Source organism: Streptosporangium sp. NPDC049046 (assembly GCF_040649155.1).
Classification (GTDB): Bacteria; Actinomycetota; Actinomycetes; order Streptosporangiales; family Streptosporangiaceae; genus Streptosporangium.
In genome coordinates this window covers 204,473-217,507 of the sequence record NZ_JBEZEZ010000002.1, presented here as the reverse complement: position 1 = coordinate 217,507, position 13,035 = coordinate 204,473, and the positions used below count along the sequence as shown (strand labels likewise).

Below are 13,035 nucleotides of genomic sequence, written 5' to 3'. Positions count from 1 at the left end.
TGTCCGGATCACACCCTGACCGCGTACCACCGGCGGAAAGCCCTGCCCGGATCACCCTCTGACCGCGTACCACCGGCGGGAAGCCCTCTTCGGCCGGATGCCGATCACGTACCGGATCGGCGAGAAGCCCCTCACCTGCCGGCCGCGACGGGCTCGGTGCGCGGCATGGGCACCCCGGCCAGCACGATCTGGGCGGAGGTGAGCCGTGCCCCCAGCGGGTTCGGCTCGCGGAGCCGGATCAGCCGGTCGAACGTCACCCTTTTCACCCGGGTCAGCTTCCGCCTGGCCGCCGTCCGCTCGTAGGACATCAACCGCGAGGTCTCGGCCTTCGGCGCCCCGGTGAGCTCGTACCCGTACGTCTGCAGCCGGTCCCCGAGCACGCTCTCGCACAGCGAGATCTCGCCGGGGTCGAGCCGGTCACGCCACGAACCGGCCCGCGCGGTGGTCACCTCGCCGAAGGTGCGCGCGTGCCAGGTCTTGCGTGCGGGTACGGCGATGCCGGCCATCGCGCCCGGGTCGCACATGGCGGGGGCGAAGTCCTCACCAAGGAACTCGCACAACCTGCGCAGGTGGGCCTCCGGCTCCGCGGTCAGGTCCTCGTAGCGCAGCTCGTGGTAGCTGCCGCCCGGCAGTTTCGGCGCGCCGTGCCTGGCGAAGTCGATCGCCTCGGCCCAGGCGGAGACCGCGCTGTAGACGGTCCCGTTGTACCAGGGCATCTCCTTCAGCGACGCCACACAGTCGCGGCCGTCCCTGATCAGGTGCACGAACTGGGCGTCGGGGAACAGCCGCAGCAGCACGTCGGTGTACTGGAAGTACGAGGGCCGCTTGTCACCCCAGCGCGGCTTGCCGTGCCTGGCCGCGTAGGCGCGCAGCACGATGCCCAGCGCGGAGCCGAGCGTCGGCGGCCCGCCGACGATCTGGTCGAGCACCTCGTCGCGGTCCAGTTCCAGCTCGTGGAAGCGTGACTGGCGCCGGTCGACCACCCATTCGCCCAGCTCACGCCGGTGCGCGGCGTCGTTGAGGTCGCCGAACTGGAGCCGCCGCTGGTAGGCGGAGACCATGAACCGGGTCTCCGGCGGGATGGCGACGCGCGGGTGGGCGTGCAGCATCAGCTGCAGCATCGTGGTCCCCGAGCGGGGACAGCCCAGGATGAAGATCGGGCGATCGGGCTTCATCTCAGACCTTCGCAAGCTCGCCGAGTTGCCGGCTGGTGAGCCTCGCGGCCACCGGGCTCGGCTCGCGGAACCGGTTGACGCGGTCGCGCATCTCCTTGCGCCTGCGTGCCCAGCGCCGCTTGGACGCCGCCTTCTCGCACGCCTCGACGTGGGTCTTGCTCGCCTTGGGGGCGCCGCTCAGCTCGTAGCCGTTCGCGGTGAGCCGGTCGCCGAGCACCGTCTCGCACACCGAGATCTCCCAGGGCTCCAGCCTGGCCTTCCACGACCCCGCCCTCGCCGTCGTGACGTCGCCGTGGGTGTGGCTGTGCCAGACCTTGTGCTGCGGGATCGCCACCCTGGCGACGTGGTACGGCTCGGTCATCGCCGGGTCGTAGTCCTCGCCGAGGAAGTCGCAGAGCTTGCTCAGCTCGGTCTCCGGGTAGGCCGTCAGGTCCTCGTAACGCAGCTCGTAGTAGCTGTCGGCGGGGAGCCTCTTGGCGTGGCGGCGGCCGTAGTCGATCGCCTCGCTCCAGTTGACCGCCGCGTGGAAGACGTCCTTGGTGTACCAGGGCATCTCCTTCAGCGACGCCACGCAGTCGCGGCCGTCCCTGATCAGGTGCACGAACTGGGCGTCGGGGAACAGCCGCAGCAGAAGGTCCACGTGGTGGTAGTAGCTGGGCCGCTTGTCACCCCAGCGGCTCTTGCCGTACTGCTCGGCGTAGGAGCGGAAGGTGATTCCCATCGCCGACCCCAGCGTGGGCGGACCGGCGACGATGTCGTCGATCAGCCTGTCCCCGTCGAGCTTGAGCTCCTTGAACTTGGTGTCCTTGTCGCTCACGATCCACCGGCCGACCCTGCGCCGGTTGCGTTCCTCGCGCAGGTCCCCGAAGGAGAACCTGCGGTAGTAGCCGGGCACCACGAACCGTGTCTCCGGAGGCACCGCGATGCGCGGGTGCGAGTGCAGCATGAGCTGCAGCATCGTGGTGCCGGAACGCGGACAACCGATCACGAAGATCGGGCGGTCGGACTGCATGACAACGAACCCCCGTAAAGCTTGGTCAAACAGATATGCGTGGCGCCTTCCCGACGAGCGGTACGACGGGCACCACCCGGGCGAAGAGCCACATTCGGTAGATCAGAACGACCTCGTTCAGCAGAAGCAGGACCCCCGCCGCGACCGCGAGGGGTACCAGGGCGACCGTCCCGACCAGCGGGGCGACCACGAACACGGCGGCGTGGAACTCGATACCGCTGATCAGGTGGGTCCGCACCCGGTGGCGGGCCAGGAGGCGGGTGAACCTGCGGGGCAGCCTCGGGCGCCTGCCTTTCCTGGGCCCCCGCCGTCCGGCCCCGTCCTCTGCCCGGTTCTCGCCGCGCACCTCTTCACGGTCTTCTTCCCGGTCCTCGAATCCGGCGACTCGCAGCGGCTCGCGGGGCGTGATGACCTCGACGGGCCTGAGGCGTCCCGCGTGGGCGGTGTGCCCGGCGGCCATCGGCGCCTCCCCCGCCCTGGGGGATCCCACGGTCACCACGGACTCGACGGGTACCGGCCGTCCGAGCCGGTTCTCCCTGACCACCTCGCGCACGCGCTTCATCTGCGGCGCGTTCACATAGCGGAACAGGTCGAGGACGGCCACCCCGGCGCCCAGCAGGATGTAGGAGACGTCGCCCGTCGCCACGTACTGCCCGGACGCCAGCCCCGCGGCGCAGCAGAGCACCCTGATCCGGTCGCCGACGTAGTCGAGCCAGAGCCCGAACGCCGTCCCCGTCCCCTTGAGCCGGGCGATCTTCCCGTCCATGCAGTCGACCATGAAGCTCACGTAGAACAGCAGTGCCCCCGCGGCGAGCCGTCCTGACGCGAAGCAGATCGCCGAGCACATGCCGAGGATCAGGGAGAAACGGGTGAGCCCGTTGGGGGTGATGGACGTGTGGTTGGCGACGAGCAGGGTGAGCCTGCACGCCACCGGGTCGACCAGGAAAACGGTCCACCAGGAGTCTTTTCGTTTCCGGGTCGCGAGAACGTCGTCCAACGAATAGGCCCTCATGCGTTCCAGCATGGCCACGCGGTGTCTCCTGTCATCTACGCTCTGTAACTACTAGAAGATCTCCATGCCACTTCTTGACCGACCCGCGCCATGGGGCTCCGGCGCTTGAAGGACACGAAAGGCCGAGGAGGGTCTCCCCCGGCCTTTCGTGAGGACGACGGGCGGCTACCGGAAGATCCGGTCCACGGCCCTGGCCGCCGCGCCGCCGTCCTCCAGCGGGCAGAACCTGGCGGTGAAGGCGTCGTACAGCTTCCGGTACTTACCGCGCACCTCGTCGGCGTCCCGCACGGCCGTCACGACCTCCTCGGTCGTGCGCAGCAGCGGCCCGGGGGCCTCGGCCTCGAAGTCGAAGTAGAAGCCGCGCACCTCGTCGCGGTAGCGCTCCAGGTCGTAGGTGAAGAAGAACATCGGCTTGCCGGTCACCGCGAAGTCGAACATCGCCGACGAGTAGTCCGTGATCAGCATGTCCGCGACCAGGTAAAGCTCCTGGATGTCCGGATATATCGAGACATCGAAGAGGAAGTCCGTGCCGACCCTGGGCAGCCTGTCCGTGACGTTCGGGTGCTTACGGATCATGAGCACATGGTCCTCGCCGAGCTTCTCCGCCATGTGCCGAACGTCGAGGCGCAGGTCGAGCCGGTAGCGTCCCCTGCTGTAGAGCTTGTCGTCGCGCCACGTCGGGGCGTACAGGATGACCTTCTTGCCCTCGGGCAGGCCGAGACGCTCCCGGATCTCCCCGATCCGCTCGGCTCCGGCACGACGCAGCAGGTCGTCGCGAGGAGAGCCGATCTCCAGGATCTCCCCCTCGAACCGCAGAGCACCGTCCAGGATCGAGGTGCACCAGGGACTCGGCGAGATGAGGTGGCTCCACCGGGCGACGGCCCTGGCGAGCCGCTCGTGCTGGTCGGGCCTGGCGAACGGCACCTTCTCGACGTCGAACCCGACGCGCTTCAACGGCGTGCCCCGCCAGGTCTGCAGCACCGTCTGCCCCTGCCTGCGCTCGAACCAGGAGGGCAGGTGGCTGTTGGTCACGATGTACCTGCAGCGGGCGAGGGCCTCGAAGAACTCCCGCCCGTACCGGCGGACCGGCGTCACCCCCTCGGGCAGTTCCACCTGCCCGTCCCGCACGACCCACATGAACTCCAGGTCCGAACCCCGCCGCACGAGCTCCTCGTAGATCGCCTTCGGGCTGTCGGAGAACTGCCTGCCCCCGTAACTGTCGAAGAGGACGGCGGGCCGCAGCGGTTCCTGGCACCTCGCGGGGTAGAGGTCCTCGCGCAGCAACCGCTGCTGCTTCGGCCTGCCCGAGGCGCGCAGGTCGTCGCTCACGGTGAAGACGGCCTCGTTCATCAGGTCGGTGTCGAAGACGAACGTACGGGTGGCGGAGATGTGCTCCAGCGGCGCGGACAGCCGGAACTCCATGCGCATGTCACCGGTGCCGGCGCCGGTACGGATCGCGAAGCCGTGCGTGCCCGCCGGCAGCGGCAGCCACCCACCGAGCGTCTCGCTCCCCTCGGGCGTCACCGTGGCACTGCCGTCGACGAGCGGGAAGAGCCGCTCGGTGAGCCGGTTGCGCGAGGTGACGACCAGCCACGCCGGGCCGTCGATCGGGCGCATCGGGGCCCCGGTCACCCTGAGGTGGCCCAGGTCGGTCCACTCCACCCGCTCCACGTAGAACGTCGGCCGCTGCTCGCGCAGCACGAGCCCACCGGCCTGCGACCGGTTCAGCACCACGTCGCGCCCGCGGAGCCGGTAGAGGCCACGCTCCACGTCGCGGGCGACGAGCAGCGGCCGGGCCTTTCCTTCGGCGGGGACGACCTCGAAGTGCCACTCGGCTCCGGGGTTGAGCGCGCTCATCTCCAGGCCGGCCGGGTCGAGCTCCGGCCAGCGCTCGGACAGCACCTCGTCGAGGTCGACCACCGCCTCGAAGGCGCCGTCCGACACGGTCATCGGGTAGCGCCGGTCACGGCCCCCCTGCGGCCGGATCAGCCGCAGCGTCGGTGCGGCGCCGAGGTCGTCGTCGCACCGGCCGCCGATCCTCAGCTTGCCCTCGGCCACCCGGTGGCCGGTGACCCAGCCCCCCGGCCGCTCCACCCGGAGCCTGAACTCCTCGGCGGGCGTCCACTCCGTCCACGCCACGGTCCCCGGCTCGCGCTCGGTGAACTCCAGCCGCCGTGCGGCCGGGCTCGGCTGCCCCAGCCTTCCCCGGCGCAGGAGTCCTCGGGACAGTACGCACAGGTCGATCCGCCAGGACGAGCCGGCCGGGAGCTTGGCGGGATCGACGGTGAGCCGGAACCCGCACCAGTCCTTGCGCCTGCGCGGGCCGGTGTCGACCAGCGACAGGCCCCGCCTGACCGTGACGGGGAGCCGGATCCTGCGTCGGCGACCTTCGAGTCCTTCGGTGCCCTCAGCGCCCTTGGCGTCCCCGGTGCCCTTGGCGTCCCCGGCGCCCTCGGGGACGAGCCAGGCGAGGAGGTGCTGCTGCATCCGCCTGCGGGGACGCAGGTAGCGCAGCGAGATCCGGCCCTCGACGACCAGCTTGTCGTCCTTCCATTCCAGGCTGTCCACCCGCTGGCGCAGGTCCAGTTCCTCGCGCATCCGCGTGGCGGACCGCTCGACCTGCACGGGCACGTTGAGGTGGTACCCGCGCAGGCTGCTCCCGACGACGCGGGCGGTCGGCTTCACCGTCCTGTCCCACTCCAGCAGCTGGAGCAGGTCGCTCATCCTGCGTTCCTCGACGAGGATCCACTTCGCCCTGCGCTGCGCGGGGATGAGCGGGAGAACCTTCGGCCCCGCTGTGTCGAGATAGGCGCACGCCAGGTCGAGGAAGCGACTCCGGAACTCCTCCCCCGCCTGGTCGAGCACCTGCAGGAAGTTCGGCAGGTCACTGTCGAGGACCATCCGGTCCCACGCCCTCAGGTGCTGGGTCCGCCCCGTGTCGACGAGGAAACTCCGCACGGAGTCGACGGCGGCGAACCGGTCCTCGATCCCCTTGAGGTGCCCCCGGTTCTGGGTGATCGAGACGCTTTCCCCCTCCCGCTCCCGCCACAGGTAGACCGGAGTGGACAGCACGTCCACCGCCCCGGCGAGGAAGTGGGCGGGCAGGGCGACGGCGATGTCCTCCCACAGGACCCCCTCGGGAAAGCTCAGCCCCCGCTCGTCCCAGAAGGAGCGCCGCCAGAGCTTGTTCGTGACCAGCCGGTCCTTGAGCAGGATCTCGTCGGCGGTCACGTGGGTCCGCCTGGCGGAGTTGGCGAAGATCGCCTTGTGCATCGCCGACTGGCGCACCCCCTGCCCGCTGAAGCGCAGGACGTTGCCCGTGACGAGATCGGATCCGCTCTCCGTCAGAGAGCACACCATCGTCTCGACGGCCGTCAACGGGAGCATGTCGTCGCTGTCCAAAAAGGCGAGGAAATCACCGCTGGCGTGCCTTATGCCGGTGTTGCGCGCGGTGCCAAGGCCCCCGTTCTCCTGCCGGATCAGCCGGAACCGGGCGTCACGCTCGACGAAGGTCTCGGCGATCTCCGCACTGGAGTCGGGAGAGCCGTCGTCCACCATGACGACCTCGATGTCACTCCAGGTCTGCGCGACCAACGACTCCAGACACGCCTCAAGGTACGGCTCCACGTTGTATATGGGCACGATGATGCTCACTGGGGCCACGATCGGTCCTCCGGTAGTCGAAAGCTCACAGTCCGGTCCATCGGCGTGAACGCCGGACATGGCACGCGGGTGAAGATCCACTCAGCGTGGAAGACGTCACGGGCGCGCGGCGGGAAGCCCAGTGGTCGCCGGAAAGCGGCGGAAGGAGCCCGTGTGCCCGTCGACACAACCTGGCGGCCATGAACGCGACGTAGACGTCACGTCAGCAGCATGGCTCCGCGCCGGGCCGGGCGAGCCCAAAATATGACCGCGATGGAGTGAGCTGACCGAGACTTGACCATCTCCGGCACATCTCCCCCGGCCGGCCGATCCGCCCTCGGGTCCGTGACGCGGCAACGCCTCCCCCAAGCCCAGGTCAAGGCTGGGAATGCACACGTCCTAGTAAGACGTGATGACCCTTCGATCCCCCCTGACCGTCCGACACGATCGGGTGACCGAGACGGGCGAGATCGCGGCAAACGGCATTCGCGGGGGGAAACGCATGGACTCAACAGTGGTCGTGGGAGCGGGGCCCGCCGGGCTCACCGCGGCCTACGAGCTGGCCCGGCGAGGACACCCGTGCGAGGTCTTCGAGGCCGACCGCGTGGTCGGCGGCATCAGCCGGACGGAGGAACGCGACGGCTGGCGCTTCGACATCGGCGGGCACCGCTTCTTCACGAAGGTGCCCCGGGTGGAGGACTTCTGGAACGAGATCCTCGGCGAGGAGGACTTCCTGCTCCGCCCGAGAATGAGCCGCATCCACTACGGGGGCCGTTTCTACGACTACCCGCTCAGGGCGTCCAACGCCCTGCGCAACCTCGGTGTCCTGGAATCCCTGCGCTGTGTCGGCTCGTACGCCTGGGCCAGGATCAGGCCGCCCGCCGACCAGTCCACCTTCGAGGGCTGGGTCGCGGCCAGGTTCGGCCGGCGGCTCTACGGGATCTTCTTCAAGACCTACACCGAGAAGGTGTGGGGCGTTCCCGCCGCGAGTATCCAGGCCGACTGGGCCGCGCAGCGGATCAGGGACCTCTCCCTGGGCAAGGCCATCGCCGCCGCGCTGACGCCGGGGAGGAACCGCAGGGAGATCACGAGCCTCATCGAGGAGTTCCGCTACCCCAAACTGGGGCCGGGCATGATGTGGGAGGCCTGCGCCGACCGGGTCCGCGAGCGGGGTTCCACCATCCACCTCGGCACCCGGGTCGAACGGATCCGCCGCCACCACGGCCGCCTCGCCGTCACCGTCCGCCACGACGACGGCGAGAACGAGAGGCCCGGTGTCGGGGGCGCCGTCCGCGAGGTGCACTGTGACGACCTCATCTCCTCGATGCCGCTCAACGCCCTGATCCGCGCGTTCGGGCCGGACGTGCCCGATGTCGTCGCGGAGGCCGCCGCGGGGCTGAAATACCGCGACTTCCTCACCGTCGCGCTGGTCGTCCCCGAGCGGTTCTCCTTCCCCGACAACTGGATCTACATCCACTCCCCCGAGGTCCGGCTCGGCCGGGTGCAGAACTACGGTTCCTGGTCGCCGTACCTGGTGCAGGCGGGACGGACCTGTCTCGGCCTGGAGTACTTCGTCAACGAGGGCGACGACCTGTGGCGCGCTCCGGACGACGACCTCATCGCGTTCGGCACCCGGGAGCTGGAGCGGCTGGGCCTGGTGACCCCCGGCTCGGTCCGGCAGGGCTACGTGGTGCGAATGCCGAAGGCCTACCCCGTCTACGACGCCGGTTACGCCGGCAACGTCGAGGTGCTCAGGAAGTATCTCGACGTGGAGTGGCCGGAGATCCACCCGGTCGGCCGCAACGGCATGCACCGGTACAACAACCAGGACCACTCCATGCTCACCGCGATGCTGACCGTGGAGAACGTCGTCGACGGAGCCGGGCACGACGTCTGGCAGGTCAACGTCGACGCGGAGTACCACGAGGAGCACACGGGACGGCCGGGGACCCCGAGGGTCACGAGGGGCACCGGCCGCGACGCCCCCGTCCTCCTCGCCGACACGCCCGCCTCGGGCTGAGTGCCCACATCCAACACCAGCGATCCCATGACGCCTTGCCCTGCCGTTGCCGCCTCCGCCCCGCCGAGCGCGGACCACCGCGGGTCAAGGCTCTCCTCCCAGCCGCCTTGGAGTTGCGCGCCATGACAACACAGCCGTACACGGTCCCGGACGTCAGCGTGATCGTCATCACCTACAACGACGCGGCCCGGTTACCCCGGGCCGTGCGCTCCGTTCTCGGCCAGACGCTCAAGAACCTCGAAGTGATCATCGTGGACGACTGTTCCGGTGACGACACCCCGGCGGTGGCCAAGGCGCTCACCGAGGAGGACGGCCGGGTCCGCTACCTGCGGCTGCCCGCCAACAGCGGCGGCTGCGGCGCGCCGCGCAACGCGGGCATGGACGCCTCCCGCTCGCCCTTCCTGATGTTCCTCGACAGCGACGACGAGCTGCCCAGACACGCCTGCAAGAGCCTCCTGCTCGAAGCGGAGGCGACCGGCGCCGACTTCGTCATGGGCACCGTGGAGCGCGTCGACGAGGCGACCGGCGCCGTCACCCTCTGGTACCCCCAGCTGTTCGCGGAACGACGGGTCGTGGACGGCATCCGCGCCGAACCCGAACTCCTCTTCAACTGCCTCGCCACCAACAAGCTGTACCGGCGGACCTTCCTCGACGTCACCGGCATCCGTTTTCCCGAGGACATCCACCACGAGGACATCGTCTGGTCGACGGAGCTGTTCTGCCGCAGCAAGCTGTTCGCCGTCGTGCCGTGGCCCGTCTACCGCTGGCTGCTCGCCGCCACCCCGGCCACCAGGTCGATCTCGTCGCGGCGGCACGAGCTGGAGAACGTTCGCCAGCGCGTCGCCGCCGCCGTCCTGAGCGACCGCGCCCTCGCGAACACCCACTCCCTCGACCTCAAGGAGGACAAGGACTTCCGCTTCCTCTCCCACGACCTCCGCCTCTACCTGGGCGACCTGCCCCAGCGTGACCCGGCGTGGATCTCCGACTTCGCCGACATCGTCATCCCGTACGTGGACACGCTCGAACCCGCCGCGATCGAGCGGCTGACCAGGGCGGAGCGGGTGTGCCTCCAGCTCGTCCGCGAGCGGCGCGGAGCCGAGGCGGCGCTCGCCGCCGTCGAGCTGGGGGGCAGGCACTCCGTCCCGCCCCGGGCGGTCACGGCGGACGACGATCGGGTGTTCTGGGGGACGGTGCCCCCTCAGGACGAGCGGGCCAGGAGCGAACTGGACGTCACCGAGCTGCGCCTGGCCGAGCAACCGCTGTCCGGAGCGCTGCTGCGGCACGAGCTCATCGACCTGCAGGCGTCGAGGGACCGGATCCGGTTGCGCCTGCGAACCTACGATCCCGGCCGGGTGCTCGACGGCCGCACGCTGACCGCGTGGCTCCGCGTCGGCGGCAGGAAGAGGACGATCACCTCGATCCCCGTCCAGATGGCCCCCGTCGTGATCGAGTCGCTGGAGGAGCGGGAGAAGAAGAGCCCGAGAGGGCTCGAAGGGCAGTGGGAGCCGGAGGAGCCGGAGCGGACGAGGATCCCGCGGATGACGGGAGGTCCTCCCGAGGGGACGGGAATCCTGGAGGGGACGGTGACGATCTCCCTGCCGGAGCTGGAGTGGCCGGACAACGCCGTCAGGCCGCAGGCGGTCATGATCTCGCTCCAGGAGGGCGAGCGCGGGAACCTCAGGCCCCTCCTCGCGGTCCCGGGGTTCTCGTTCACCTCCGTGGGCACGGTGGGCTCCGGCCGCCTCGTCCTCGAGGCGTCCGCCGACCTCCCGTTCCGCCTCATGGCGCGCAGGCTCGGCCCCGCGGCCAAGCGGCGTTTCCCGAGCGTGCCGGAACTCTGGCGTGGCCTGCTGGCCGACCTCGCCACCCCCCGCAACCTGGGCCGCTTCTACCGGCTGGTCAGCATGACGGTGCCGGTGAACCGGAACCTGGTGTTGTTCGAGTCGGCCGAGGGCACCGGCTACACCGGCAACCCGCGCTACATCCACGAGGAACTGCAGCGGCGCGCCACCGGCCTGCGGGCGGTCTGGTCCCACGCGGACGTTCCCGAACGTTTCCCCGAGGACGTCGGTCTCGTCCGGCGCGACACCTTCCGCTACGCCTGGACCCTGGCGCGCGCCGGGCACTGGGTGGACAGCCACAACCTGCCCTACTGCTACCGCAAGCGCGGGAGCACCCGCTACCTGCAGACCTGGCACGGTCAGGTGCTCAAGAAGATGGGCCTGGACGAGCCCAGGCACCGGACGCAGCCGGCCCTCGCCAGAAAGTACGCCGAGGCGGTGGCGCGCTGGGACGCGCTGCTCACCCCGGGCCCCGACTTCCTGCGCGACTTCGCCGAGGCGAGCGGGTTCAGGGGCGAGCTGATCCACGCCGGATACCCGCGCACCGACGTGCTGGTACGGCACATGGAACCGGCGCAACGCGAGCGGGCGCGGCAGGTGAGGGAGTTCTTCGAGATTCCCGCGGGAAAGCGGGTGATCCTCTACGCGCCCACCTACCGCGACAACAGACGCTTCAGCGGCGACTCGATCCGGCTCGACCTGCCCGCCCTCGCCGGCGCGCTGCCCCCGGACTGGGTGATCCTGGTGCGCGCCCACCGGTACGACCGCTTCACGGTGCCCGACCCGCTCGGCTGGCTCGTCCGGGACGCCTCGGCGTTCCCCGAGGTCAACGACCTGATGCTCGCCTCGGACGTCCTGGTGACGGACTACTCCTCGATCATGTTCGACTACGCCTGTCTCGGCAGGCCGATCCTCTACTACGTCGACGACTACGAGCGCTACGCCTCCGCCCAGCGGGGGGTCTGCTTCGACCTGGCCGAGATCGCCCCGGGGCCGCTGCTGCGCGAACCGGGCGAGCTGGCCGAGGCGCTGGAGCGGCTCACCGAGATCACCGAGAGGTACCGGCGGCGCTACGCGGAGTTCCGCGACCGCTGGTGCGGCCTCGACGACGGGCAGGCGAGCGGCAGGGTCGTGGACGCGTTCTTCCCGGAGGTCATGCGTTGAGATCGCGAGACGTCTTCTTCCTCAGCACCGACGGCGACTCGATGGGCGGGTCCCAGCGGGTCATCCACACCCTGGCCCAGGGCCTCGGCTCGCGGGGGCACAGGGTGACCCTGATCAGCATCAATCCCTCCCGGCAGCCGCAGAGCTACATCGCCGACCCCGTCTACCGGCACGCCACGCTGTACGACACGCCCGCCCCCGAGCCCGCCGCCCGCTCGCTGCCGTGGCGCAGGGGCAGGCAGAGAAGGAGCCCGGAGGAGGTCGCCGCCGCGAGGCGGAAGCTGCTGCGGCTGACGGACCGGATCGACGGCGGACACGGCGGATACATGGTCATCGCCTCGCCCTGGGCCGCCCACTGGATCGCCGACCTGCCCATGCCGCACATCGCCAAGATCGGCCAGTACCACCAGTCGTACACCGAGGCGGTGGACTCACCGAACCTCAAGCTCATCAAGAAGCACTACGCGCACCTCGACAAGGCGCTGTTCCTGTGCGACGACTACGCGGCGTCCTTCACCGCGCACCGGCTCGCCAACTGCGGCACCATGCTGAACCCGGTCAGCGTCTTCCCCGAGGAGGCGGCCCCGCTGCGCAACCCGCGGATCGTCTCGGCCGGACGGCTGGTCAGGGTGAAGCGGATCGATCTGCTGATCGACGCCTTCGCCGCCGCGGCCCCGGCCGTCGCCGAGCCGTGGGAGCTGCACGTCATCGGCGACGGGCCGCTTCGGGCGGCCCTGGAGGCGCAGGCCGCCCAGACCGGCCTCGGCGACCGGATCGTCTTTCGCGGACAGGTCGAGAACGTCGAGGCCGAGTACCTGGACGCCTCCATCGTCACCCTGAGCAGCGACTTCGAGGGATGGGGGCTGGTCCTCGCCGAGGGCGCGGCCTGCGGGCTGCCCGCCGTGGCCTGCGACGCCTCTGCGGGGGTGAGGACCCTGGTCGAGGACGGGGACAACGGCATACTGGCCGAGCCCGGAGACACCGGGAGCTTCGCCGCCGCCCTGGAGCGCCTCATGTCCGATGCCGAGCTGCGCCGCAGGATGGGGGCGAGGGGCAGGGAACGGATGAGGAGGTACCGGCTGCCGCGCGTCCTGGAACGCTGGGAGGCGCTCTTCGACGAGCTCGACCGCTGACGGCTGCCCGCACCCCGCGGGTCCGGCCACTGACGG

The 13,035-nt window shown here is 70.0% G+C and carries 7 protein-coding genes; 3 read left to right on the top strand and 4 right to left on the bottom strand.

Annotation, left to right across the window (positions count from 1 at the left end):
• Positions 1–131: 131 nt before the first annotated feature.
• The 4 genes from AB0B96_RS03400 to AB0B96_RS03385 form a co-directional block, all read right to left on the bottom strand.
• Positions 132–1,175 carry a sulfotransferase gene (locus tag AB0B96_RS03400; protein WP_350943384.1) on the bottom strand — a complete coding sequence of 348 codons (1,044 nt, stop codon included), beginning with the start codon at positions 1,173–1,175 and terminating at the stop codon, positions 132–134.
• Position 1,176: 1 nt separating this feature from the next.
• Entirely contained in the window at positions 1,177–2,187 is a 1,011-nt protein-coding gene (locus AB0B96_RS03395) for a sulfotransferase (protein ID WP_350943382.1), read from the bottom strand.
• A gap of 25 nt (positions 2,188–2,212) precedes the next feature.
• Entirely contained in the window at positions 2,213–3,199 is a 987-nt protein-coding gene (locus tag AB0B96_RS03390; RefSeq protein WP_362896116.1) for a CDP-alcohol phosphatidyltransferase family protein, read from the bottom strand.
• Positions 3,200–3,364: 165 nt separating this feature from the next.
• Entirely contained in the window at positions 3,365–6,853 is a 3,489-nt protein-coding gene (locus AB0B96_RS03385; protein ID WP_362896114.1) for a CDP-glycerol glycerophosphotransferase family protein, read from the bottom strand.
• Positions 6,854–7,343: 490 nt separating this feature from the next.
• Between AB0B96_RS03385 and AB0B96_RS03380 the strand changes: the two genes are divergently transcribed.
• The 3 genes from AB0B96_RS03380 to AB0B96_RS03370 all read left to right on the top strand — a co-directional run bounded on the left by AB0B96_RS03380 (position 7,344) and on the right by AB0B96_RS03370 (position 12,999).
• Positions 7,344–8,861, top strand: coding sequence for an NAD(P)/FAD-dependent oxidoreductase (locus AB0B96_RS03380; RefSeq protein ID WP_362896112.1), 1,518 nt, complete (start codon positions 7,344–7,346; stop codon positions 8,859–8,861).
• Between the two features lie 122 nt (positions 8,862–8,983).
• Positions 8,984–11,866: a bifunctional glycosyltransferase family 2 protein/CDP-glycerol:glycerophosphate glycerophosphotransferase gene (locus AB0B96_RS03375; protein ID WP_362896110.1), complete on the top strand. Its 2,883-nt coding sequence runs from the start codon at positions 8,984–8,986 to the stop codon at positions 11,864–11,866.
• Positions 11,863–12,999 (top strand): glycosyltransferase, encoded by a 1,137-nt coding sequence (locus AB0B96_RS03370; RefSeq protein ID WP_362896108.1) that lies wholly within the window; start codon positions 11,863–11,865, stop codon positions 12,997–12,999. Before AB0B96_RS03375 ends, AB0B96_RS03370 begins: the two co-directional genes overlap by 4 nt.
• Positions 13,000–13,035 lie beyond the last annotated feature (36 nt).